Source organism: Nesterenkonia aerolata (genome assembly GCF_031470965.1).
Taxonomy (GTDB): Bacteria; Actinomycetota; Actinomycetes; order Actinomycetales; family Micrococcaceae; genus Nesterenkonia; species Nesterenkonia aerolata.
Genome location: NZ_JAVKGR010000019.1, coordinates 1 through 24,295 on the forward strand (window position 1 = coordinate 1; position 24,295 = coordinate 24,295).

General features: G+C 65.5%; 22 protein-coding genes and 1 tRNA gene. 11 read left to right on the forward strand and 12 right to left on the reverse strand.

Going from position 1 to position 24,295, the window contains the following annotated elements:
• Nucleotides 1–491, reverse strand: a 491-nt coding sequence (locus RIL96_RS11670; protein ID WP_310549198.1) for an HAD family hydrolase, incomplete at its 3' end; no start/stop codon positions are given.
• A gap of 158 nt (nucleotides 492–649) precedes the next feature.
• Nucleotides 650–2,254: an aspartate-alanine antiporter-like transporter gene (locus RIL96_RS11675; protein ID WP_310549199.1), complete on the reverse strand. Its 1,605-nt coding sequence runs from the start codon at nucleotides 2,252–2,254 to the stop codon at nucleotides 650–652.
• 49 nt (nucleotides 2,255–2,303) lie between these two features.
• On the opposite strand from RIL96_RS11675, the gene RIL96_RS11680 reads away from it, so the two are divergent.
• The 3 genes from RIL96_RS11680 to RIL96_RS11690 are packed head-to-tail and all read left to right on the forward strand — an operon-like array spanning nucleotide 2,304 to nucleotide 5,243.
• Complete coding sequence (locus RIL96_RS11680; RefSeq protein ID WP_310549200.1) at nucleotides 2,304–3,575, forward strand: phospholipase D-like domain-containing protein; 1,272 nt, start codon at nucleotides 2,304–2,306, stop codon at nucleotides 3,573–3,575.
• A 48-nt stretch (nucleotides 3,576–3,623) separates the two neighbouring features.
• The gene (locus tag RIL96_RS11685) at nucleotides 3,624–4,691 is read left to right on the forward strand and encodes a zinc-dependent alcohol dehydrogenase family protein (RefSeq protein ID WP_310549234.1); all 1,068 of its coding nucleotides are present in this window, start codon (nucleotides 3,624–3,626) and stop codon (nucleotides 4,689–4,691) included.
• 54 nt (nucleotides 4,692–4,745) lie between these two features.
• Nucleotides 4,746–5,243, forward strand: a complete 498-nt coding sequence (locus RIL96_RS11690) for a hypothetical protein (protein ID WP_310549201.1) — start codon at nucleotides 4,746–4,748, stop codon at nucleotides 5,241–5,243.
• A 115-nt stretch (nucleotides 5,244–5,358) separates the two neighbouring features.
• On the opposite strand, the gene RIL96_RS11695 is transcribed toward RIL96_RS11690, so the two are convergent.
• From RIL96_RS11695 to map, 3 genes are all read right to left on the reverse strand, one after another.
• Nucleotides 5,359–5,431 (reverse strand) — tRNA-Val (locus RIL96_RS11695).
• Nucleotides 5,432–5,543: 112 nt separating this feature from the next.
• Complete coding sequence (gene ppgK, locus RIL96_RS11700) at nucleotides 5,544–6,371, reverse strand: polyphosphate--glucose phosphotransferase (RefSeq protein WP_310549235.1); 828 nt, start codon at nucleotides 6,369–6,371, stop codon at nucleotides 5,544–5,546.
• Nucleotides 6,372–6,437: 66 nt separating this feature from the next.
• Nucleotides 6,438–7,337 carry a type I methionyl aminopeptidase gene (map, locus tag RIL96_RS11705; protein ID WP_310549202.1) on the reverse strand — a complete coding sequence of 300 codons (900 nt, stop codon included), beginning with the start codon at nucleotides 7,335–7,337 and terminating at the stop codon, nucleotides 6,438–6,440.
• Nucleotides 7,338–7,764: 427 nt separating this feature from the next.
• Here map and RIL96_RS11710 point away from each other — a divergent pair, with 427 nt between their 5' ends.
• Nucleotides 7,765–7,932, forward strand: a complete 168-nt coding sequence (locus RIL96_RS11710) for an SPOR domain-containing protein (RefSeq protein ID WP_310549203.1) — start codon at nucleotides 7,765–7,767, stop codon at nucleotides 7,930–7,932.
• A gap of 22 nt (nucleotides 7,933–7,954) precedes the next feature.
• Here the strand turns inward: RIL96_RS11710 and panB are convergent, their stop codons facing one another.
• Entirely contained in the window at nucleotides 7,955–8,830 is an 876-nt protein-coding gene (gene panB / locus RIL96_RS11715; protein WP_310549204.1) for a 3-methyl-2-oxobutanoate hydroxymethyltransferase, read from the reverse strand.
• A gap of 105 nt (nucleotides 8,831–8,935) precedes the next feature.
• On the opposite strand from panB, the gene RIL96_RS11720 reads away from it, so the two are divergent.
• Nucleotides 8,936–10,273: a glutamine synthetase family protein gene (locus RIL96_RS11720; protein WP_310549205.1), complete on the forward strand. Its 1,338-nt coding sequence runs from the start codon at nucleotides 8,936–8,938 to the stop codon at nucleotides 10,271–10,273.
• A 7-nt stretch (nucleotides 10,274–10,280) separates the two neighbouring features.
• Nucleotides 10,281–13,475: a bifunctional [glutamine synthetase] adenylyltransferase/[glutamine synthetase]-adenylyl-L-tyrosine phosphorylase gene (locus RIL96_RS11725; RefSeq protein ID WP_310549206.1), complete on the forward strand. Its 3,195-nt coding sequence runs from the start codon at nucleotides 10,281–10,283 to the stop codon at nucleotides 13,473–13,475.
• A gap of 10 nt (nucleotides 13,476–13,485) precedes the next feature.
• Here RIL96_RS11725 and RIL96_RS11730 read toward each other — a convergent pair whose 3' ends face one another.
• On the reverse strand, nucleotides 13,486–14,496 hold the full coding sequence (locus RIL96_RS11730) for an LLM class flavin-dependent oxidoreductase (protein WP_310549207.1): 1,011 nt from the start codon (nucleotides 14,494–14,496) through the stop codon (nucleotides 13,486–13,488).
• 169 nt (nucleotides 14,497–14,665) lie between these two features.
• On the opposite strand from RIL96_RS11730, the gene RIL96_RS11735 reads away from it, so the two are divergent.
• Nucleotides 14,666–15,043, forward strand: a complete 378-nt coding sequence (locus RIL96_RS11735) for a DUF3021 family protein (protein ID WP_310549208.1) — start codon at nucleotides 14,666–14,668, stop codon at nucleotides 15,041–15,043.
• On the opposite strand, the gene RIL96_RS11740 is transcribed toward RIL96_RS11735, so the two are convergent.
• Together RIL96_RS11740 and glnA are read right to left on the reverse strand one after the other, a co-directional pair.
• A complete protein-coding gene (locus RIL96_RS11740) occupies nucleotides 15,015–15,434 on the reverse strand; it encodes an MmcQ/YjbR family DNA-binding protein (RefSeq protein WP_310549209.1) in 420 nt (139 codons plus the stop codon). The two genes, RIL96_RS11735 and RIL96_RS11740, sit on opposite strands and share 29 nt — an antisense overlap.
• Before the next feature lie 153 nt (nucleotides 15,435–15,587).
• Nucleotides 15,588–17,012 carry a type I glutamate--ammonia ligase gene (gene glnA / locus RIL96_RS11745; RefSeq protein WP_310549210.1) on the reverse strand — a complete coding sequence of 475 codons (1,425 nt, stop codon included), beginning with the start codon at nucleotides 17,010–17,012 and terminating at the stop codon, nucleotides 15,588–15,590.
• 169 nt (nucleotides 17,013–17,181) lie between these two features.
• Here glnA and RIL96_RS11750 point away from each other — a divergent pair, with 169 nt between their 5' ends.
• Entirely contained in the window at nucleotides 17,182–17,616 is a 435-nt protein-coding gene (locus RIL96_RS11750; protein ID WP_310549211.1) for an RDD family protein, read from the forward strand.
• 55 nt (nucleotides 17,617–17,671) lie between these two features.
• Nucleotides 17,672–18,925 carry a YncE family protein gene (locus tag RIL96_RS11755; RefSeq protein WP_310549212.1) on the forward strand — a complete coding sequence of 418 codons (1,254 nt, stop codon included), beginning with the start codon at nucleotides 17,672–17,674 and terminating at the stop codon, nucleotides 18,923–18,925.
• A gap of 6 nt (nucleotides 18,926–18,931) precedes the next feature.
• On the opposite strand, the gene RIL96_RS11760 is transcribed toward RIL96_RS11755, so the two are convergent.
• From RIL96_RS11760 to RIL96_RS11770, 3 genes are read right to left on the reverse strand one after another with little or no spacing between them, the layout of a single operon-like run.
• The gene (locus RIL96_RS11760; protein WP_310549213.1) at nucleotides 18,932–20,026 is read right to left on the reverse strand and encodes a COX15/CtaA family protein; all 1,095 of its coding nucleotides are present in this window, start codon (nucleotides 20,024–20,026) and stop codon (nucleotides 18,932–18,934) included.
• A complete protein-coding gene (locus RIL96_RS11765; protein ID WP_310549214.1) occupies nucleotides 20,017–20,769 on the reverse strand; it encodes an ABC transporter permease in 753 nt (250 codons plus the stop codon). Before RIL96_RS11765 ends, RIL96_RS11760 begins: the two co-directional genes overlap by 10 nt.
• Entirely contained in the window at nucleotides 20,766–21,698 is a 933-nt protein-coding gene (locus tag RIL96_RS11770; RefSeq protein ID WP_310549215.1) for an ABC transporter ATP-binding protein, read from the reverse strand. The genes RIL96_RS11765 and RIL96_RS11770 overlap by 4 nt, the downstream gene beginning before the upstream one ends.
• A 128-nt stretch (nucleotides 21,699–21,826) precedes the next feature.
• On the opposite strand from RIL96_RS11770, the gene RIL96_RS11775 reads away from it, so the two are divergent.
• Entirely contained in the window at nucleotides 21,827–22,801 is a 975-nt protein-coding gene (locus tag RIL96_RS11775) for a helix-turn-helix transcriptional regulator (RefSeq protein ID WP_310549216.1), read from the forward strand.
• Nucleotides 22,798–24,255, forward strand: coding sequence for a Fe-S cluster assembly protein SufB (gene sufB, locus RIL96_RS11780; RefSeq protein ID WP_310549217.1), 1,458 nt, complete (start codon nucleotides 22,798–22,800; stop codon nucleotides 24,253–24,255). Before RIL96_RS11775 ends, sufB begins: the two co-directional genes overlap by 4 nt.
• Nucleotides 24,256–24,295 lie beyond the last annotated feature (40 nt).

Consider the following 24,295-nt stretch of genomic DNA (forward strand, 5'->3'; position numbering starts at 1 on the left):
GACGCCGCAGGATCCCCCACCAACAGGGACTCCACGCTCAACGGTGAATAGCCGGCTATGCCTTCTCGACCTGACACCACGACTGTTTCAAGCTCAGAGATCACCGGGGCGCTGTCCAGGGCGTGGTGATACGTCTCTGCCGACCAGTTCGTCAGTCCCAATACTCGCAGCCCTGTGGCGTGCAGTTCTCGGATGATCCCTGCGACGCCATGGACAGGCCCGGTCAGAGAGTCTTGGAAATGCTCGTAATAGTGCCGGATGAGTACGCCGTGCTGCAGGTTCTGCTCTTCGGCACGTTCAATGACGTCGTTGAGGGGAACACCGTGATCGGCCATCGTGTTGAGCCCGGCGAAATCTGCCTCCCGGATGAATTCCTGCCACTGAGTCCTGCTCATTCGGTCAGTGAAGGGGAGGTACGGATCCCAGCCCACCACGACGTTGCCGAGGTCGAAGATCACTGCGCTGATCGTTGATTCATCGGCTGCCGTCAATGCTGCGTTCCTTACCGAGGCTGTCATAGATTTGTGGAGCCTACGCTACCGGCTGACGTCTGGAGCTCAGGAGATCCGTCCCCCTCGGCCGCCGAGGCACTGTGCTGTCGCTGGCCCACCCTGGGCCGGGCTCCCGGCCCAGGGTTCAGGTTGCGGGGTCAGAGGGCGACGACAGCTTGGACGACGACGATCTTCACGATCATCCCCAGCGCAAAGACTGCCGAGTACCCTGAGCCGGCCCGGCTGTCGGCCAGCTGTGAGTTGACATGGGCGATGAGCACCGGCTGGCCGACGAATCCGGCCATCGCACCGGCTGTGCGGGCCGTTGAGAGTCCCAGCCCCCGGGCGCTAAGCCACAGCATCGGAAGGATCAGCAGCAATGTGGCGGCTGCAGTGAGTAGCACGAGCACCCCGGTCATCGTGAAGGCGGTCTGGGTGAACGCCTGCCCGCTGGAGAGCCCGACGGCGGCGAGGAACACGATGAGCCCGAGCTGACGGATGATGAGGTTCGCCGCCGTCGGCATCTTCCATACCAGCGGGCCGGTGCGTTCCATGCGTCCCAAGATCAGCCCGACGACCAACGGGCCCGCTGCCGCACCCAAGGCTACGCTTGCGCCCCCGACCGGCACACTGATCAGCCCCGCGGCCACGCCGAGGGCCAGGCCCAGACCCACCGGCAGGAAGTTCACCTGGGTGACCTCATTCTCGGAATCACCGACGGCGCTGCTGATCTCTTCGACACGTTCACGGGGGTAGACGATACGCAGACGATCCCCCAGCTGCAGGATGGATTCCCGCTGGGCGAGGAAATCATCGTCACCACGCCGGATACGGGTGACCAGCGCGCCGAACCGATCATGGAGGCCGAGCTCACCGATGCTGCGTCCGGCGGCGCTCCGGGCAGAGACTGTGAAACGCCGAAAGTCCACCACAGAACGATCATGGGCCAGGTGTCGGTCGATGCGCTCACCGAGGAACTCTGCGGCCTCTTCCACCGCCTCGGGGACTCCCACCAGGACCACTTGGTCTCCCTCGACCAGCCGCCCGGTCGGTGAGGCGACGGTGACCTCACCTTTGTGCAGCAGGTAGGAGACCCGCACAGTGCCGCCGGTGCCGCCAGTCTCGCCGTCGTCGCCGGTGGGGGAGGCGACACCGGGGATCTCGGCGATCGCGACGTCCCGATGGACCAGGACGCTGAAGTCCACCAGTCCCGAGGCGCTGACCGGGTCCGGATCCCGGTGTCCGGGGGAGGAGGTGCGGGTGACGTAGGTGAGCATGACCATAGTGAGGATCACACCCACCGGGTAGGCGATGGCGTAGCCGACCGCAGGCGTGGAGGAGCCGCCGAGTGCATCGCTGGCCGCGGCCAGCGCGGGCGTGGCGGTCAGTACACCGGCGAAGATGCCGCCACCGATGCCATGCTCGAGGTCCAAGAAGTGCTCAGCGAGGATGATGAGACCGCCGAAGAGGAGCAGCAGCACAGTGGCGATGATCATCAGCGGATACTGTCGGCGCAGATCGCCGAAGAACGTGGCACCGGCGGAGAGGCCGATCGTGTAGACGAACAGGGCGAGCCCCAGCGACTGCACCAGCTCCAGGCCTTCGCCGAGCCCCGGGTCCAGCGCGCCGACGGCGAGGCCGACGAACAGGGCGCCGGCCGGGCCGAACCGCAGCGGACCGAAGGGGACCACGCCCAGGGCCGCCCCGAGGGTGATGACCAGTGAGAGGGTCAGCAGCGGAGAGGACAACAGCACCTCGACCATGGATCCACGATAATCGGAACCGAGCCCGGGGTGAGGATAATGTGGTGCTATGCATATCAACACGGGCGCATCGGACGAGCAGCAGGCACGCCGAGGGGGCGTGCTGCTGAAAGCGGTGGGGGTCACAGTGGGAGTCACCGCGGTGGCGCAGCTGGTCGTCGCTGGGTCGCTCATCGCCCTGGACGCGGTGAAGAAGAAGGAACGGAAGCACCGTGAGGCCCCGCGTCCGGGGACGTTCCACACGGCGGTCGAAGACTCGCATCTGAGCATCTACACCTTAGGGGCTGAGCTCTATGACGATATGATCCTGGCCATCGATTCCGCGGAGCGTACGATCCAGATGGAAACCTTCATCTGGAAGGATGACGCGGTCGGTCGGCGGTTCATGGACGCGATCAACCGCGCGGCCGAACGCGGAGTGACCGTCCATGTGCTCTATGACGGTTTCGCCAATCTCGTCGTACCGCACAGCTTCTACCGCGGGTTCTCCGAGAAGGTCAACGTCTTCCGTATGCCGGTGCTCGGACGTCGCTTTTGGAAGGGACCGATCCGGCACAACGGGTTCAACCATTCCAAGATCCTCGTCGTCGATGAGACCGTTGGTTTCGTCGGTGGGTACAACATCGGTGAGACCTATGCGCGGCAGTGGCGGGACACCCACGTCCGCGAAGTGGGTCCGGCAGTGTGGGGGCTGCGGCATTCGGTGAAGCGGGTCTGGAACGACGTGTTCGAACGGGGAGAGAAGATTCCGTGGGTCGAGCCGGCGAACTGGGATCCGGAGGTGCAGGTCTCAGCGAATCTGCCCGTCCAGCTGGTGTACCCGATTCGGCAGATGTACCTCAACGCCATCGAGCGCGCCAGCGATCATATCTGGATCACCACCCCGTACTTCATCCCTGACCAGCAGATCCTCAAGGCTCTGCTGGCCGCGTCTGAACGTGGCGTCGATGTCCGAGTGATGGTGCCCAAAGACTCCAACCACATCGTCGCCGACTGGGTCTCTCGCGGTTTCTACGGTCAGATGCTCGATTCCGGGGTGACGATCCTGCTGTATTCGGCCTCGATGATCCACGCGAAGACCGCCACGATCGATGGTGTCTGGTCCACCGTCGGTACCGCGAATATCGACCGTCTCTCACTGTCGTTCAACTATGAGACGAATATCGAAATCATCGATGAGGGTTTCGCCACGGAGATGGAGAAGGTGTTCCGTTCTGATCTGCAGCACTGTGACGTGCTGACCTCACCGGAATGGCGTGACCGTAACCCCCTGGCCCGGGTTGCCGAGGTGATCCTGGTGCCGCTGCGATCCTTCCTGTGAATCCGGCGGTAAGCCCAGTGCAGAAACGAGCAGAGAGTGTCTGAGTACATGCGTGCGATGGTGATGGAGTCCATCCGGGGACCATTGAGTGTTCAGTCTGTGCCGGCTCCGGAGTCGCCGTCGGCCGGTGTGGTGATCGAAGTGCAGGCCACCGGCCTGTGCGGCAGTGATTGGCATGCCTGGGCCGGTCATGAGGACATCGCGTTGCCGCATGTGCCGGGACACGAGTTGGCGGGAGTCATCGCGGCTGTCGGTGAGGGAGTGCGCGAGTGGTCCGTGGGGGACCGGGTGACTGTACCTTTCGTCTGCGGGTGCGGTCAGTGCCGGTGGTGCCTGGCTGGGGAAGCTCAAGTGTGTCCGGATCAGCAGCAGCCCGGGTTTACCCACTGGGGCTCCTTCGCTGAGTACGTGCCGATCCACGCGGCTGACACGAACCTGGTGGCTGTCCCCGAGGGCGTGTCGGCTGAGGCGGCGGCTGCTCTGGGCTGTCGGTTCGCCACCGCTTATCGGGCCCTGACCGCCCGGGCGGGATTGGCGCGGGGGCAGTGGCTGACCGTGGTGGGGGCCGGCGGTCTGGGGCTGAGTTTGGTGATGATCGCCCGTGCCCTGGGAGCCCGGGTGATCGCTGTGGATCGGAGTGCCCAGGCGTTGTCCGCAGCCGAGCGGCTGGGTGCGGAGCACACGATTCTCGCGGACGGCGCAGACGTGCCCGCGGAGGTCCATCGATTGACCGGCGAGGGCAGCGATGTGGCAGTCGACGCCGTGGGCAGCGCACAGACCTGTGCGGACTCGGTGATGAGCCTGCGGCGGCGTGGCCGGCATGTACAGATCGGCTTGCTGCCCACTGAATCAGGGCTCTCGCCGGTGCCGATGGCTCGTGCCATCGCCTGGGAGCTGGATCTGCTGGGCAGCCACGGGATGGCTGCGGCCGATTACCCCGGCATGCTGGAGCTGATCCGGACCGGAGCGCTGCAGCCTGAGGCGTTGATCGAGCGGGTCGTCGGCCTGGAGGAGGCTGCCGAGCTGCTGCCTCATGCCTCCGGCGGTGCCGCCGGTGGCATGACGATGATCCGGCCGAGTTCATACCTGAGTCTGGAGGCTCTGCTCTATAGTTGAGCGCATGCCGCCGACTGCGTGTGATCCCTGCCACATATCCTGTGGAGGATTCTCATGACATGCCGGGTTTTCCACCGAACGGCCGCCGTCGTCGCGGTGGCCTCGGCGCTGTGCCATCTGCTGATGCTGGGACATGGGAACGTCCTGTGGGGTCTGCTGATGGCAGCGATGGCGGTGGTGTGCTTCCCCTGTGCCGGGCATCTGTGGCGACGCCCAACGATCAGCCTGTGGGTGGTGCTGGGGCTGATGAATGCGGCCATGGTGGCTGTCCACGCGATGCTCTGGCGGATGGGGGATGGCGGGCATGTCCACACCGCCGCCGGAGAAGCCGGGCCTCACGCGCCGGGTGTCTCGGGGGTGACGCACCAAGGGCACGAAGGGTTCGAGATTTCCGGGATCGTCAGCATGGATACGGTGTTCGTGTTCGCGACGGCTCTCGCCGTCCTGGAAGTTCTTCTCGCCGCAGCGGCTCTTGTGGTACTCACGCGCAGAACAAGCTCCGTGCCGCACGAGCATCACCATCGGCTTCGGTCAGCTCGACAACTTCAATAGGCTGAGTATCTCGCTGCCGCTCACTTGTGCTGACGCCATCGACCAGGCCAGCAGACAACGAAGTGGGAACAAGTCACGTCCGCTGATGCCGACTGTTCCGAGCACGAACATTGGGTGGGCCCTACCGGGATCGAACCGATGACACTCGCGGTGTAAACGCGATGCTCTACCAGCTGAGCTAAAGGCCCTCAGCGCGGGAAACTACTAGCGTCTCGTGCGCCAGCACAGCACTCTATCACCGTGGCGGGTCAGACATGCAGCCGAACCAGCGCGGCGATGCCTTCCCGATTCTGCCGCAGATCAGTCGACTGCGCCGTCGGCAAGAGCCTGTGAAGCGGCCTCCTGCTCCGCAGCGAAGAGCGCGGCCCCGACGATCCCGGCGTTGTTGCGCAGCGTCGCCGTCACCACCGGGGCACGTGTGTCGGTCACATAGGGGAGGAAGTCCTCGCTGCGCTTCGACACCCCACCGCCGATGATGAAAAGCCGCGGCGCGGTCAGCCGTTCCACGTGGAGGAGGAATCGGTTCAGCAGCTTTCCGTATTCATCCCAGGGCATGTCTGCGGCCTTCCGCGCCGCTGCCGAGGCCTTATGCTCGGCTACCTCGCCTTCGAACTCCAGGTGCCCCAGCTCCATATTCGGCACCAGCACTCCGTCATGGACGATCGCTGAACCGATCCCTGTGCCCAGGGTGATGGTCATGACCGACCCGCCCTGCCCCACACCGGCACCGAACCGGGCCTCGCCCAATCCCGCTCCGTCGGCATCGTTGAGGGTGCGTACGCGCCCGGGAAGATCGGAGAGCAGCGCGTCAAGATCGGTGTTCATCCAGGAGGGGTCGATATTCGCCGCCGAGTGGACCACTCCATCGACGACCACCCCGGGGATCAGCACTCCGACGCCGAGCGACTCCCGTTCGGGCGCCTCCTCGCGGGAGAGCAGCTCGTCGACGATCTCGGCGATGACGTCCCGCACGGCCGCCGGGGTTGCGGGCTTCGGCGTCTCGATGCGGAACCGTTCACCGATCAGCTCACCCTTCTCGAGATCCACGATGCCGCCCTTGATCCCGGTGCCCCCGACGTCGACGCCCAAGGCACGCCGAGGCAGACGATTCAGAGTCTCCCGGGAGATCCCGGCCGGACGGTGGGGCGAGGTGCTGTGGTCAGTCACGATGGGATGTCCTCTCAGGATGCCGGGTCATTCGCCGGTGGTCTCAGCGCTCGGCAGGGTCAGGATCTCAGCACCGGCGTCGGTGACGACCAATGTGTGCTCGAACTGCGCGGTGCGTTTGCGGTCCCGAGTCACGGCGGTCCAGCCGTCGGACCACATATCGAAGTGCCGGGTGCCCAAGGTCAGCATCGGCTCGATGGTGAAGACCATGCCCGGCTCCATCGGCTGCGAATAGTCAGGGGCGGCGTCATAGTGGGGGATGACCAGCCCGGTGTGGAAGGCCTTGCCGACTCCGTGGCCGATGAACTCCTGGACCACCCCGTAGTCGAAGCGTCTGGCGTAGGACTCGATCGCCCGGCCGATCACATTGATGGGGCGCCCGGGCTTGACCACTTTGATGCCCCGCATCATGGCCTCGTGCGTGCGCTCCACCAGCAGCCGTGACTCCTCATCCACCTCACCGACGAAGAAGGTGCGATTGTGATCGCCGTGGACGCCGTCCAGGTACGCAGTGATGTCCAAGTTCACGATGTCCCCGTCGTTCAGGACCGTCGAATCAGGAATTCCGTGACAGATGACTTCATTGATCGAGGTGCAGATCGCTTTGGGGAAACCGCGGTACCCCAAGCAGGAGGGGTAGGCGCCACGCGAGGTCAGATAGTCATGAGCGAAGGCATCGAGCTCATCAGTGGTCACACCAGGGCGGATGAGCTCAGCGGTGGCCACCATGCAGTCCGCGGCGAGCTGACCGGCCCGGCGGATCCGGGCAACCGTCTCGGCGTCGTAGGCGTCCTCGCCGGTGTATTTCGGCGGAGCCTCGAGCCCCACATAGTTCGGACGCTCGATCTCAGCCGGGACGGGCCTCTGCGGGGAAACGGTTCCTTTGGTGAGCGTGCCGATCGGGGCGTGGGAGGCAACAGCAGACATGCTGGTCATGGTAGTCAGCCCCATGCCCAGAGGGCCACCTCAGCATGAGCCATTCTCATCACCGCACCATCCGGACGAGAGATCACGCCGACGAGTCAGCGCGAGACTTGTGCTTCAGCACCGAGGCCAACCCGGTGATGGCGGTAACTGCCGTGAAGGCCACTGGAAGTGACGTCCAGGCGGCGAGCAGCACTCCCGTGGCGGCCGGCTAGACCCCGTGGGTGGCGACCCAGGCAATCACTCAGACGATCACTTAGACAGGAGGGGAGTCGCGCGGGTGAGCACCGGGACATCACCCTGGTCTGGGTCGACGTTCCGGCCTGAGTAGGATTGACCAGGCAAGCTGACGGCCGCCACATCAGAGGCAGGCCGACAACGCAAGCAGGGTGAGAGCGTAAGCAGGCCGAGAACGCAAGGAGGAGCTGTTATGGCTGAGTACTGGTACAACCTGCAGACCGGTGAAGTGGAGGAGGGCCAGCAGTCGAGTTGGTCGAAGCTGCTGGGACCGTACTCGACCCGCGAGGAGGCCTCCCGGGCGATGCAGCGCGTCGACGCCAACAACGAGGCCTGGGACGAGGCCGACGAGGACGCCTGACCCCGGAGTATCAGCCGCCGCCTTAGTAGCTGTGCTCCTGCGCCGGGAACGCCCCGGAGCGCACCTCATCGCGGTAGGTGCGCACTGCCTCCGACATCGTGGCGCGCAGTTCGGCGTACTGGCGGACGAAGCGCGGCACGCGCCCGGCGTTGAGCCCCAGCATGTCCTGCCACACCAGCACCTGGCCCGTCGTCGCAGCCCCGGCACCGATGCCCACAGTCGGTACCCGCAGCGCCGCATCGACCTCCGCGGCCACATCGGCCGGGACCATCTCCAGCAGCACACAGAAGGCCCCGGCCTCCTGCAGCGCCAGGGCATCGTTCATCACCGTCTGAGCAGCCTCACCCCGGCCCTGGATGCGGTATCCGCCCAGGGCGTGCTCCGACTGCGGGGTGAAGCCCACATGAGCCATGACAGGGATGCCAGCCGAGACCATGGCCCGGACGTGATCGGCCATGCTGGCGTCGGCCTCCACCTTCACCGCGTGGGCCCCGGACTTCTTCATCAGCCGGACCCCGCAGTGCACGGCCTGCTCCGCCGAGGCCTCATAGGTGCCGAAGGGTGCGTCCACCACGACCATCGCCCGCGACGCGGCCCGGGTGACCGCCGAGGCGAAGACCACCATCTCCTCCAGAGAGATCCGCAGTGTGGACTCCTGTCCCAGTACCACGTTCGCCGCAGAATCACCGACCAGCAGCACCTCGATGCCGGCCTCATCGAAGATCTGAGTGGTCATCGCGTCATACGAGGTCAGCATGGAGAACCGCTCACCGCGATCCTTGAACTGCTGCAGATGCACTGTGCGCACCCGCGAAGGCGTCAGCGCTGGCCTCTGAGCAGAGGGCTGGGAGGTCCCGGAGCTGGTACCCCCGTAGGGGGCTGGCTGGTCACTGGACATACCCTCAGGGTACCTGTGCTTCTCGTGCGTGCCGAAGGTGCCGGATGGGTAGAGTGGAGCCGACACGGCACGCGCGAGAAGGCATGACCGGAAGGCGGCATCAGCATGGACCGACAGCAGGAATTCGTACTGCGCACCATCGAGGAACGCGATGTGCGCTTCGTCCGGCTCTGGTTCACCGATGTGGTCGGGGCCCTGAAATCTGTGGCCCTGGCACCTGCTGAAGTCGAGGGGGTCTTCAGTGAGGGCCTCGGGTTCGACGGCTCCTCGATCGAGGGATTCTCCCGTGTGTTCGAGTCCGATATGCTCCTGCGCCCGGACCCCAGCACCTTCCAGATCCTGCCCTGGCGCAGTGAGGACGAACCGACCTCACGGATGTTCTGCGACATCCTCACTCCGGACCAGGAGATCTCCGCGGCCGACCCGCGCGCGGTGCTGCGCCGTCAGCTGGACCGCGCCGCTGACATGGGCTTCACCTGCTACACCCACCCGGAGATCGAGTTCTATCTCCTCGATTCGGAGAGGGCCGAGGGCGGCGTCCCCGTCCCGGTGGATCAGGCCGGATACTTCGATCACGTCACCGGCAGTGTGAGCCAGGATTTCCGCCGTCACGTGGTTTCCATGCTCGAGTCTGTGGGCATCTCCGTGGAGTTCAGCCATCATGAGGCCGGGCCCGGTCAGAATGAGATCGATCTGCGCTACGCAGACGCGCTGACCACCGCGGACAACATCATGACCTTCCGCACCGTGATCAAAGAGGTCGCGGTGATGCAGGGCAAATACGCCACCTTCATGCCTAAGCCGTTCACCGAGCATCCCGGCTCCGGCATGCACACCCACTTCGGGCTGTTCGAGGGTGATGCCAATGCGTTCTACGCGCCCAACGCTGAATACAACCTCTCGAAGATCGCCCGGCAGTTCATCGCCGGGGTGCTCGCCCACGCCGCGGAGTTCACCGCGGTGACCAATCAGTTCGTCAATTCCTATAAGCGGCTCTGGGGTGGCGGCGAGGCGCCCTCACACATCTCCTGGGGCCACAACAACCGCTCCGCACTGATGCGCGTGCCGCTGTATAAGCCCACGAAGGGTGGCTCCGCGCGGGTGGAGTTCCGCGGAGTGGACTCCGCAGCGAACCCCTACCTGGCCTACGCCATGGTGATTGGCGCCGGGCTGAAAGGTATCCAGGAGGAGTATGAGCTGCCCGAAGCTATCACTGAAGATGTGTGGTCGCTGACCACCGCTGAGCGCAAGGCAATGGGCATCAAGCCGCTTCCGGGTACCCTCCATGACGCGATCCGTCAGATGGAGGAATCCGAGCTGGTCGCCGAGGTCCTGGGCGAACAGGTCTTTGAGAACCTGCTGCGCAATAAGCAGGCCGAATGGGACGACTACCGGGTCAACGTCTCGCCGTTTGAGATCCAGCGGTATCTCGGCCAGATCTGAGGCAGCGATGGCGCAGAGCAGCGAGACCTCCCGCCGTGCCCTGATCTCTGCTGGCTTCCAGGAGCTGGAGCGAGCCGATGCGTTCCTGCAGGATCGCCAGCTCGCGGGTCTCGATACTGAGCGTCTGCTGGGTACGTTCCGTCAGGCGGCCAACCCCGACCAAGCCCTGCTGCTGCTGATCCGGCTGATCGAACGGGCCGAATCGGCACGCGAGGTTTTCAGCGATGCGGGGGAGCGGCATTACCAGGATGCGGTACCGCTGGTGCGTCTTTTGGGGGCTTCGCAGGCGTTGGGTGAGTTCCTGATCCGCCGCCCCGAGCACATCGACCTCATCACTCACGCCGACCCTCGCGCTCATGTCTCTGTGGTCGAGGACGGACATACCTATCGGATTCCAGAGTCGCTTGACGCCGAGGAACTGCGTCATCGGCTGCTGGACGCCGTTCGGGCTGAGCCTGCTGACGACGACCAGAGACCACCGCTGGCGAACCTCGACGGCGACTTCACCGTCAAGGACGCCACCGTCGCGCTGCGTATCGCCTACCGACGCGAACTCACCGCTCTGGCGCTGCGTGATCTCTGCGCGGAGGATCCGTTGATCTATCAGCCGGTGGTCTCCCGTCAGCTCTCGGATCTCGCGGCCGCCGCACTGGATGCCGCACTGGCTGTGGCCCGCGCCGAACGGCGTGACAAGGAATGCCACGGTACAGAACGCCACGGTACAGAACGCCATGGGATGGGACGCCATGGTACGGAACGTCACGGCGCGGAGACTGAGACTCTGACCCCGGCTGAGCAGGTTGAATTGGCCGTTATCGGAATGGGCAAATGCGGGGCCCGAGAGCTGAACTACATCTCCGACGTCGACGTCATCTACGTCCACCGGGCGCCCGAGGAACTCGACAGCAGCATCGCCTCCGAGACGGCCATCGCCTTGGCCGGAGGGCTCACCAGGATCATCGGCTCCGCAGCCCCTGAACCGGGGCTCTGGGAGGTCGATGCGAATCTGCGCCCCGAAGGCAAGGACGGCGCGCTGTCCCGGACTCTGGACTCACATCGGGAGTACTACCGTCGATGGGCACACGGCTGGGAGTTCCAGGCCTTGCTCAAGGCCCGGCCGGTGGCCGGAAGTCGCAGCCTGGGTGCCGACTATGTCGAGGCGATCTGGCCGCAGGTCTGGACCTCCTCCCAGCAGGAGGGATTCGTCGAGAACGTCCAGCGGATGCGGCAGCGGGTCTTCGCGCATATCCCGGACAGCGAGGTCGATCGGGAGATCAAACTGGGCTCCGGGGGGCTGCGGGACATCGAGTTCACCGTCCAGCTGCTCCAGCTGGTCCACGGCCGGATCGATGAGTCCTTACGGGTCCGGGACACACTCACCGCAGTGGAGGCGCTGGCCCGCGGAGAATATATGGCCACTAAGGATCAGCAGGCCATGTCAGCCTGTTACCGGCAGTTGCGGCTGTGGGAGCATCGGGTGCAGATGTCGCAGATGCGCCGCACACACCTGTTCCCGCAGCGGGAGAACGACCTTCGTGCGCTCGCGCTGGCCGCACAGCCTCCGGCCGTGCCGCGGCGCCCCTCGGCGGAGGACCTGCAGAAGGAATGGAAGCGGGTGCGCCGTGACGTCGCCTCCTTCCACGAGCAGATCTTCTACCGGCCGCTGCTCTCGACCACTGCCGTGCTCTCCGATGACGAGGTCCGGCTGTCCTCGGAGGCGGCTCAGGACCGGCTCGCAGCCCTCGGCTACGCCGATACCCGTTCGGCGATGCGTCATATCGAATCTCTGACCTCGGGGGTGACCCGCCGGGCCACGGTGCGCCGGAGGATCCTGCCGATGATGCTCGGCTGGTTCGCCGACGGCGTGGACCCCGACGCCGGCCTGTTGGCGTTCCGGAGGCTGAGCGAGTCACTGGGGAAGAGCCCGTGGTACCTGACCATGCTGCGGGATTCGGCGGTGGCCGCCCAACGGCTGTCCCATATCCTCTCCAGCTCCCGGTTCATCTCGGACCTGTTGGAGCACTCCCCGGAGTCAGCGCGGTGGCTCGGTGAGGACGCGGCGCTGACCCCGCGCAGCTTCGAACAGCTGTGGCAGGAGATCTCATCTCAGCTGGACCGGCATGAGAAGGACGATGCGCAGAACGCCATCCGTCTGACGCGGCTGGTCCGTCAGCGCGAGATCCTCCGGGTGGCGATCGCTGACGCCTCGGGCCTGCTGGATCAGAAGCAGGTCGGTGCCGCGTTGGCCGATATCGACCGCGCCGCTACTTTGGGAGCGTTGCGCGTGGCCGAGAACGAGATCTTCGCGCAGACAGGCCGTCTGATCGACTTCCTGGTGGTGGCGATGGGACGCCAGGGCGGAGCCGAGATCTCCTACGGCTCCGATATGGATGCCCTGTTCGTCCATCGTGCCCTCGAGGACACAGACGCCTCAGCCGCCGATGAGCAGGCCCAGAAGCTGGCCGCCCGGCTCACCGCCTTACTGCAACGGCCCACCAAACCGGCGGTGAAGGCCGAATATCCGCTGCAGGTCGATGCGGACCTGCGCCCCGAGGGCAAGCAGGGACCGTTGTCCCGGTCCTTGGAGTCCTACCGCGAGTACTACCGGCGCTGGATGGAGATCTGGGAGCGTCAGGCGTTGCTGCGCGCCCGCCCGGTGGCCGGCTCGGATGACCTGGCTGAGGAGTTCATGCGCACCGTCAACGAAGTGCGCTACGGGCCGGCCCCCACTGCCGGGCAGATCCGAGAGATCCGGCGGATCAAGGCCCGTGTCGAATCCGAACGTCTGCCCCGGGGAGCGGACCCGGCCCGGCATGTGAAGCTCGGACGCGGGGCGCTCTCCGACGTCGAATGGCTGGTCCAGCTCATCCAGCTGGAAGAGGCCTCACAGTACACGGAGCTGCACACCCCCTCGACGCTGCCGGCACTGGAGGCGATGGTGCAGATGGAGCTGCTCGCCGCCGAGGACGCACAGACACTCGCCGAGGCGTGGAGTCTGTGCACCCGGGTGCGCAGCGCGATCAAGATCTGGACCGGCCGATCCGCTGATGTGCTGCCGTCCTCTCGCCGCGATCTCGAGGCCATCGCCCGCTGGTGTGGCTTCGGCGCCGGGGGCGCCTCCGCCTTCGAGGAGCACTATCTGCGCACTACCCGCCGCAGCCGTCAGGTCTATGAGCGTCTCTTCTACGGCGAGGTCGACTGAGCCGGCTCGATCAGCCCGCCGAGCCGGAGGTGGGCCACGGGGCCAGCAGCTCCAAGGTTCGGTGCTTGGCGTCTTCTTCGGGCGCCAGGTTCACCAGCATCAGCTCGTCGGCCTCGACGCGGTCACCGAAACTGTCCAGCCAGTCGACGACCTGATCGGCGGTGCCGGCCACTGTCTCCGAGAGCATGCTCAGCACCTGCTGACCGGCAGGGTGGTCACGCAGGGCGGTGACGTCATCGTCGGTGAGGTGGCGTCCTCGGCCGAGCATGGCGCGGATCCAGCTGTTCTCAGCGAGATGCCGCTGCTGACGTGCGGTGGATTCCTCGTCGGCTGCAATGACATTGGCCGCGGCGATGAAATGCGGTTGGGCCTCCGGGCCGAGCAGGCTCTGTGCGGCGTCGAAATGCGCCCGGTAGGTCTGGGCGGCCTCGCCGAGCATCTGCGGAGCGAAGTGCGAGGCGAAGGCATAGGGAAGTCCCAGCTGGGCGGCGAGCTGGGCGCCGAAGAGTGAGGATCCCAGGATGTAGAGCGGCACATCGGTGCGGTAGCCGGGGTAGGCGTTGACGCCGGGGATCCGCGAGTAGCCGCGGAGGTAGCCGTTGAGTTCCAGGACGTCCTGCCGGAAGTGCTCTGCTTCTGAGCCGTCACGGCGCAGCGCGCGCATCGTATTCGGATCCGTCCCCGGGGCCCGGCCGAGACCGAGGTCGATCCGGTCGGGGAAGAGGGTCTCCAGAGTGCCGAACTGTTCGGCGATCGTCAGCGGCGCGTGGTTCGGCAGCATGATCCCGCCGGCGCCGACCCGCAGGTTCTCCGTGGCGGCGGCGATGTGCTGGATCATGACTGCCGTGGCCGAGGAAGCGATATGGGGCATGTTGTGGTGTTCGGCGAACCAGAGCCTGGTGTAGCCGAGCCCGTCAGCGGTCTGCGCGAGGCGGCGGCTGCGGGCGATGGCCTCAGCGATAGTGTCCTCAGAACGCACAGTGGCCAGGTCCAGCAGGGACAGCGGGCGGGATGCCGACACGGGGGATCACACTCCAGAACGAGCACGGGACGCCGTGGGCCGGCGTCGGGACTCTCCGTGCAACAGGCCGATGGCGTCGCTCATTCCGCAGCGGTGATGTACCTTGATGTGCCTTTGCCCAGCCGAGGTCCTGCCAACGCGCCTACCCTCTCACTGTAGAGTCACAGGTATGAGACGAGTGCGGCCGTTCGCTATTTCAGGTCTCATCACCGCAGTAGTCATGGCGGCGCTCTCATTCGTCATCGAAGATGCCGACCAGTCGAAGAGCACGTTGGTGGTGGGGCTGATCGCCGCGGTCACCATCACTGCGATACCGATTTACGGCATCAACTCGTGGTCTCTTGCGAAACGCTCGCTCGTACATTTTCTTGTGATGCTCGCGACGACATTTCCCCTGCTGCTCTACAGCGGATGGTTCACCCTGCCAGTGGCCATCGGTGTGTTTGTGCTGTTCGGAATCCTCGGCTGGACAATCGGTTACGTCGTCTACCGAGTCCAGGAGAGGAACCAACCCACGGTCACTCAGCGCCGAATGTCTCAGGGTTGACCGGTCGTTCGGCGGTGGGGAGCCCGGCGACGACGAGACAGTAGGAGTCGGTGACGAGTTCCTCGACGAGCTGCCGCTCCGTCGAATCTCCCGGAGCCACAGTGATCCAGTGCCGCTTATTCATGTGATAGCCGTGGCTGATCCCCGGATGCGAGGCACGCAGCGCCTCGGCGTCCTCCGGAGGCGTCTTCAGGACCAGCACCGGCTGACCCCGGGAGGAGGCCGTCACGCCGAAACCGGTGCTCGCCTCGGGAACCCGGGTCATGAGCATGAAGACCCTATTGCGTACCGAGGCGACCTCATAGTCGGGGCCGAAACGGAAATCGAAGCTACTTCCGGGAAGTGCCTCTGCACGTCTTCGCGCAGTGCTGTGCAGCTGTTCGCCGTCCATCATGTCTCCCTGAAAAGTCGCATCGAAAGTCGCATCACAGCAGACGACGGCATCGCCCGCCGATCATCCCACGAGGGTGGAGAGGATCGGCGGGCGATGCCGTGATGCTGCGTCAGTTCGGGTGCCGTGTCAGCTCGAGTGGATCAGAGTGAATCAGATTGAGTAGTAGAGCTCGAACTCGTAGGGGTTCGGGCGCAGGTTCAGCGGAAGGATCTCTTCCTCGCGCTTGTACTCGATCCAGGTGCGGATCAGGTCCTCGGTGAAGACGTCGCCTTCGAGGAGGAACTCGTAGTCGTTCTCCAGCGCCTCCAGCGCCTCATCCAGTGTGCCCGGAGCCTTCTGGATGTCAGCGGCCTCCTCCGGAGGCAGTTCGTAGAGGTCCTTATCGATCGGCTCCGCCGGCTCGATCCGATTGCGGATACCGTCCAGACCAGCCATCAGCTGTGCCGCGAAGGCCAGGTAGGGGTTGGAGGAGGGGTCCGGGGCGCGGAACTCCAGGCGCTTGGCCTTCGGGTTGGAGCCGGTGATCGGGATGCGGATCGCCGCCGAGCGGTTGCCCTGCGAGTACACCATGTTCACCGGGGCCTCGAAGCCCTTGACCAGGCGACGGTAGGAGTTCACGGTCGGGTTGGTGAAGGCCAGCACGGCGGAGGCGTGCTTGAGCAGACCGCCGATGTACCAGCGGGCGGTGTCGGAGAGGTTGGCGTAGCCCTTCTCATCGAAGAACAGCGGCTCGCCGTCGTTCCACAACGACTGGTGGCAGTGCATACCCGAGCCGTTGTCCCCGAAGACCGGCTTGGGCATGAAGGTGGCCGACTTGCCGTACTGCAGCGCGGTGTTCTTCACCACGTACTTGAACTTCTGCAGGTCATCCGCGGAGTGGACCAGAGTGTTGAACGTGTAGTTGATCTCCTGCTGGCCCGGCGCACCCACCTCGTGGTGCGAGCGCTCGACCTCCAAACCGGCACGGTCCAGAGCCATGCAGATCGCATCGCGGACCTCGGAGGACTTGTCCTGTGGGCTGACCGGGAAGTATCCGCCCTTGACGGCGAGCTTGTGACCCAGCCCCTGACCGGTCAGCTCCTCCTCCGGGGCGCCCTGGGTCTCCACGGAGCCGATCGAGTAGTAGGACTCCTGCGGCGAGGACTTCCACTGGATGTCGTCAAAGAGGAAGAACTCCGCCTCAGGCGCGAAGAAGGCGGTGTCGGCGATGCCGGAGGCTGCCAGGTACTCCTCGGCCTTCTGGGCCACACCGCGCGGGTCGCGGCGGTAGGGCTCGCCGGTGCGGGGGTTCACGATGGAGAAGTTCATCGCCAGAGTCTTCTCGGCCCGGTACTCGTCGACGAAGGCGGTGGCCACGTCCGGGATCAGCTGCATATCGGACTCGGCGATGCCCTGGAAACCGCGGATGGAAGAGCCGTCGAAGAGCTGTCCGTTCTCGAAGAAGTCCTCATCCACCGTCTTGGCGGGAACGTTGAAGTGGTGCTGGCTGCCGGGAAGGTCGGTGAACCGGACGTCCACGAACTTCACGTCTTCTTCCTGGATGAACGCCAGGACTTCCTCAGGGCTGCTGAACATGTGTTCTGCTCCTCGTATGCTCGTCATATCAGGCCGGTGTCTGTTCAAGCCCCGGCCGCTGCGCTTCAGCCTATCGAGAATCTGGTTTCGCAACGGTGACGTTCATGTTTCAGGCGTGTAACACCGCCTACTCACACCTCACCTCCGACGCCCAGTAGGGTGTAGTGCTGTGGCAGATCGTCAGGACAATGCGGGAGACCAGGGAGACACCGGCGGAGACCTCGGTGACGCCTGGCCAGGTCAGCGGCTCGGGCTTCCGCAGCAGGGGCCCGGAAGCATCGCCGGATTCGGGCGACGGGTGCTCGCCCTGCTCTTCGACTGGGGGATCGCCATGCTCATCTCCGCAGGCTTCTTCGGCGGCGACCCGTTGGCCACATTGATCCTGTTCGTCGCCATGCACGTCATCCTCATCGGTCTGCTCGGCATCACCATCGGCAAACGTCTGCTGCGGATCCAGGTGGTGCGCGGACATTCGGTGCCAGGCCCGCTCTGGGCGGCCGTGCGGACCGGACTGCTGCTGCTGGTCATCCCCGCGATCATCGCCGGCCCCGATGGCCGGTGCCTCCACGACCGGGCGGCGGGGACCGTGCAGATTCGCATGTGAGCGGCTGATCTGCGGTGCTGGGCACCCTGAGGGGGAGTGATTACACTCACATCCCATGAGATGCCGATCGGCGCGCAGCCCCGTGATCCCAGCGACGACGGCGGTGATGCTGCTCGCCCTGACGGCCTGCAGCGATGAGCCCTCCGGCCCGCCTGAGGGCGCGTCATCGTCTTCCTCGGAATCGGCGACGGACCAGAACGGAGGGTCCGGTGACACCTCTGAGGCGGCTGATGACGCGGATTCGGAACAGGGCGCCGACACGGAACAGGGCAGCGGCTCGGAGGAGGGTGCTGACCGGCCAGCTTCCGCCACCACAGAGATGGTGCACGTCGAGACGATCACCGGTGATATCAGCCCCAAGTCGGTCGTTGCCAGCGGTGAGGGACTCGTCCTGGCGAATAATATGATGTACCGGCACACGGTCACCTTCTACGATGCTGAGACCCATGAGCTGGTGCAGACCCTGGATGACACCGTCGACGCCGAGGCTCACGGACTCCAAGGCCAGTCCGGTGAGATCAGCGGAGCCCCCGTGGAGGCGGTCTGGACCAGTGATGGCCAGTACGCCTACGTCTCGCAGTACCAGCTCACCGACATCGGAGCCACGGCCGAGGACGACTGCGCCGCCGGCGAGGCCATCGCCGAGTCTGTGGTCTACCGGTATTCAGTAGCCGAAGAGGACTGGGACCAGGTGATCGAGGTTGGCCGAGTGCCGAAGTATGTGGCGCTGAGCCCTGACGATTCGACTCTGCTCGTCTCCAACTGGTGTGATCGTTCGCTGTCCGTAGTGGACACCGAAACGGCCGAGGAGAACGAACAGATCCCGCTGAACTCGATGCCGCGCGGGATCGTCGTCCTGCCCGATGGAGAGACCGCCTACGTCACCGCCATGTACTCCAACGAGGTCTACCGCGTGGACCTCAGCACCGGCGAGAGCGAGGTAGCCTTCACCACCGGAGCCCGCCCCCGGCACCTCGTGCTCGACGATGCCGGGGAGGCGATGTACCTCACCGTGGCCGGGGCTGATCAGCTGCTGAAGATCGACCCGGAATCCGGGGAGGTCATCGACGAGGTCACCACGGGTCAGGAACCGAGGTCCATGGCGATCTCCGAAGACGGCACGGCGCTCTACGTGGTCAACTACGACGAGAATACGGTTTCGAAATTCGACGCCGAGACCTTGGAAGAGCTGCAGCGCGAACCGACCGGCGGGATGCCGGTGGGCGTGACCTATGAGCCGAGTACCGGCTCAGTGTGGGTGGCCGACTACGCCGGAAGCCTCACCGTCTTCGACGATTCCGGTCAGTGACTGGCTTCAGCGGCTGGCTTCAGTGACTGGCCTCTGGGACTGGCCTCCGCCGCCCAACCCGAGGGTGACGTATCGGCTGCAGTACCGGTCCCAGACCAGTGTCGCGGTGATGATGACCAGTGCTGAGCCGAGCATGTGCAGCCACACCAGCAGCAGCGGCAGCCCGGTGAAGTGCTGGATATACCCCAGCGCCCCCTGAGCCAGCACGGCGGCCACGGTCAGCCAGACGGCTCTGCGCTGGCGGCCCGAGGTCTTCAGCCGCGTCTGGCGCAGCAGCAGCACCACCAGCGCGGCGCAGAGCACCCAGACCGGCACCACGTGCAGCCGGGTGACCAGTTCCGGGGCGAAGGCATGCCGGGGAGCGATCGGGTCCCCGGCATGCGGGCCGGTGCCGGTGACGATCGTTCCCAACACCACGGCCAGAGCGGCGGTGACCAGCACGGCGGTCGCCATCACACGGGAGAGCTCGTCGGTCTGCCCGTCGACGAGCCGGACACCGGTCCGGCCCTGCTCGCGCAGTTCCACGCTGATCCGCGCCCACAGCATAGTGGCGATCATCACCAATGCCGCGGAGGCGATGAAATGCAGCCCGACCACCCAGGGGTTGAGGTCCGTCCACACGGTGACACCGCCGATGAGCGCCTGGAGCGGAATCCCCGCGGCCACCAGCAGCGTCATCACCACTAGGCTGCGGTGGCTGGACCACAGCCGGACCACGGCGAGGAACATCAGCACAGAGATGACCACCAGGACGAAGGTCAGCATCCGGTTGCCGAATTCGATGGCGCCGTGCATGCCCATCTCCTGGGTGGAGGTCCACGAGTCCGGAGTGCAGCGAGGCCATTCCGGGCACCCCAGACCGGAGGCGGTGAGCCGCACGGCACCTCCGGTGAGGATGATGCCGGTGTTGCTGATCAGGGTCAGCAGCGCCATCAACCGTGCCCAGGGGGTGATCCGATCCGGCATCACCAGCTCCTGGAGCTGCTGAAGCCTCCCAGGCAACGTCCGGTCAGCCAGCGAGGCGCCGCCGGGGCTGGAGTCATCTAAGGTGCGGCGCCGGTCGGACGTCGATGCGGGATCAGGCGTGGAGTTCATCGCCATCGGAACCACCTTCGTGCAGCGAGGACGGCGAGCAGCGTCCAGCCCGCCAGGATGAGCAGAGGGATCAGGGCAGGCAACCCGGTCAGTGACGCCTGCCGCAGCGATTCGCCGAGTGCGGCGGAGGGCAGCAGCAGAAGCAGTGCGCCGGGCCCGTCATGGGAGAGCGGGAACACGCTTCCCCCGGCGGCCCCCAAGAGGACCCAGACCACATTGGTCACCGCCAGCGTGGCCTCGGCGCGGACTGTTCCGGCCAGCAGCAGACCCAGCGCGGTGAAAGCGGCCGCTCCGATGAGCACACCTAGCAGCAGCCAGGGCAATCCGGCGGGCTGGGGTGACCAGCCCAGGCTGAGACCCACGGCACCGATGACCAGCAGCTGGATGACCACCACCCCCATCACCGCCACCGCTTTGCCCAGGATCAGCCCGGCCGGGCCCAGAGGCGTGGTCGAGAGATAGGCCAGCACTCCGTACTGACGTTCGAAGCCGGTGGCGATGCCCTGTCCGGTGAAGGCCGAGGCCATCACCGCCAGCGCCAACACCCCGGGGGTGATGACGTCGATGCCGGGTACGCCGGTCCCGGAGAGCAGCTCGAGCCGATGTGCGCCGATGAGCACCAGCACCGGCAGGATGAGCGAGACCAGCAGCTGTTCCCCGTTGCGCAGAACGTTGCCGGTCTCATAGAGACCGTGGGCGAGGACGCGACGGGCAAGGGAAGCGGGGTAGGAGTGGGTAGGGCTGCTCATGAGGAGGACACCTCCCAGAACACGTCTTCGAGGGAGCGCGACTCGAAGCTGACCTCACCGGGCATCATGCCGATCTGCTCCCACCACCGGGCGATCGCGGAGAGGTCCTCGGGCGTTGCGACGTCATCGACGCTCCACCGCGCACCCGGGCGATTGCCGCCCTCGTGCGTCAGCGGCGTCGGCGCGCAGTCGAGCTCCTGGGTCGTCAACGTCCGCGGAGCGACGAAAATCAGGCGGCGGCCGTGCTCGTCCTCGGTCAGTTCGGCCACTGTGCCGCTGCGCACCACTCGGCCGTCTTTGAGGATGTGCACCGCATCGGCGAGCCGCTGGGCCTCTTCGAGCAGATGGGTGGTCAGGACGATCCCCAGTCCGCGGCGTCGCAGCTCGTCGACCAGGTCGAAGACGGTCTGGCGGGACTGGACATCCAGCCCGGCGGAGGGCTCGTCGAGGAAGACGACCTCAGGGTTGCCCACCAGGCTGGCGGCCAACGCGACGCGCTGACGCTGGCCGCCGGAGAGACGACGCGGTGCGGTGTCGACGAAGGAACCCATATCGAGTCGGTCGATGAGGTCATCCACCGGCCAGGGGTCCCGGTGCAGCCGCGCGACATGCCGCAGCAGAGTCCGCGGCCGGACGGACTGGGGGAGACCGCCGTCCTGAAGCATCACCCCCACCCGGGCGCGCAGCTCGGCCCCGCAGCGAAACGGCTCCTGGCCCAGCAGGCGCACCGTCCCCTGTGAGGGCTTCACCAGCCCCTGCGCGCAGCTCAGCGTGGTGGTCTTACCCGCCCCATTGGGCCCCAGCAGGACCGTCACCTCACCGGGGTGAGCCAGAAGGTCCACACCGCGGAGGATCTCCCGCACCCCGGAGGTGCCGCTTCCCATGGCATCGGAGGTGCCGCTTCCCACCGCATAACGCACGTCACGCATGCTCAGGCAGGGTGGAGTCAGGGGGTTCATGGGCACCGGCCCATCCTACATTTTAGGGCTGGACCCCCGGGCGCAGGGCAGGTGAACCTTACTAGTCACCCCCTGTGGGATTAGGACATCATGGAGTCATGTATTCGAGCGGTGCGGCCTCCACGGTGCGTTCAGGGTCTGAGGAGCCTGACCGGCAGCCGGACCGCGGTGAGACCTCCCGCGAGACCGAGCAGAGCACCCGGGAGCGCGTGCTCCAGCTCGTCGTCGAAGAGGGGCCGATTAGTGCGGCGGCCTTGGGACGGCGTCTGAGCATCACCGCAGCAGCGGTGCGGCGCCACCTCGACGCGATGACCCAGGAAGGCATCGTGGAGGTCAAGCAGGTCTCCTCTCGCAGCCGGGGGGCTGGCCGTCCCTCCCGCCGCTATGTCATCTCCCAGCGCGGCCAGGACGCCTTCGGCGATGACTACCTGGCCCTCGCCCGCAGTGCGCTGAAGCTGCTGGTCGGCAGCGGGTCCGGTGATGCACAGCCGGCAGACACCACGGCAGCGGATGTGCGCAACACGCCGCCAGGTCCCGCTGAGGACCATGCCGACGGCGCCGCCGTCGATCCCGGGGCGCGTCGGCTCGCCGAAGCCTATTTCGCGGACTTCGAAGCCACCCACGCTGAGAAGCTCCACGCGGTGGCCGATCTCGACGAGCGCACCGAGCTGTTGGCCGCACTGCTCGCTGAGGCCGGTTTCGCCGGCTTCACCCGGCAGGTCGGCCGCGATGCCCCGCAGTTGGCCATGCATTCCACCCAGCTGTGCCAGGGCCACTGCCCGATCCGAGAAATAGCAGAGGACCATCCGGTGTTCTGCGAGGTGGAGACCGAGATGCTGGCACGTCTGCTCGACGTCGACGTCAGGCGGCTCTCCACTCAGGCCGGTGGTGCCCACGTCTGCACCACACACGTGCCGGTGGGCCGCGAACGGCTCGCCGCCGAACAGCGGGAACGCCATGACAGCGGCGAACCTGCCGCATCAAAAGACCGCCGTGCCGGACTGGGCCGCCTGTCCGGCACCGGACGCCGACGAATCGTCATCTCCCCGCGTCAACAAGAGAGGTTGTCATGACCGAACAGATTCCGCGCACCGAGGATCCGGGCGTGATCTCAGAGATTCTGGAGAAGAACCCTGAGCTCAACGCCATCGGTGCCTATGAGTACGGCTGGCACGACAGCGACGAGGCCGGTTCCCAGGCCCAGCGCGGCCTGAACACCGACGTCGTCGAAGACATCTCCGGTAAGAAGGACGAGCCGGAGTGGATGCTGAAGATGCGCAAGAAGGGGCTGAAGTACTTCGAGCGCAAGCCGATGCCGACCTGGGGTGCTGACCTCTCCGACATCGACTTCGACAACATCAAGTACTTCGTCCGCTCCACTGAGGGGCAGGCCCGGACTTGGGAGGACCTGCCCGAGGACATCCGCAACACCTACGAGAAGCTGGGCATCCCGGAGGCCGAGCGCGAACGGCTGGTTGCCGGTGTAGCCGCCCAGTACGAGTCTGAGGTCGTCTACCACCAGATCCGCGAGGACCTGGAGGCCCAGGGCGTCATCTTCATGGACACCGACACTGCGCTGAAGGAGCACCCCGAGTTCTTCGAGGAGTACTTCGGCTCGGTGATCCCGGTCGGTGACAATAAGTTCGCCGCACTGAACACCGCGGTGTGGTCCGGCGGCTCCTTCGTCTACGTCCCCAAGGGCGTGCACGTGGAGATCCCCCTGCAGGCCTACTTCCGCATCAACACCGAGAACATGGGGCAGTTCGAGCGGACACTGATCATCGCCGATGAGGACTCCTACGTCCACTACATCGAAGGATGCACCGCCCCGATCTACGACTCCGACTCGCTGCACTCCGCGGTGGTGGAGATCGTGGTCAAGAAGAACGCCCGCGTGCGCTACACGACCATCCAGAACTGGTCCACCAACGTGTACAACCTGGTGACCAAGCGGGCCGTGGTCGACGCCGGCGGCACGATGGAGTGGATCGACGGAAACATCGGCTCCAAGGTCACCATGAAGTACCCGGCGGTCTACCTGACCGGCGAGCACGCCAAGGGCGAGACCCTCTCGGTGGCCTTCGCCGGGGCCGATCAGCACCAGGACACCGGTTCAAAGATGGTGCACATGGCTCCGCACACCTCCAGCTCCATCGTCTCCAAGTCCGTGGCACGCTCCGGCGGGCGGGCCTCCTACCGCGGGTTGGTGCAGGTCAACGAGAACGCTCCGGGCTCGGCGAACTCCGTGGTCTGTGACGCGCTGCTGGTGGACACCATCTCCAAGACCGACACCTACCCGTACATCGACATCCGTGAGGACGACGTCACCCTCGGCCACGAGGCCACGGTCTCCAAGGTCTCCGAGGAGCAGCTGTTCTACCTGATGTCGCGTGGCATGGCCGAGGACGAGGCCATGGCGATGATCGTGCGCGGCTTCATTGAGCCGATCGCCCGTGAGCTGCCCATGGAGTACGCCGTGGAGCTCAACCGGCTCATCGAACTGCAGATGGAAGGCTCCGTCGGCTGAGCCACCTCAGATCACGTGGTGCGCAGACCAGCAAGGGTCT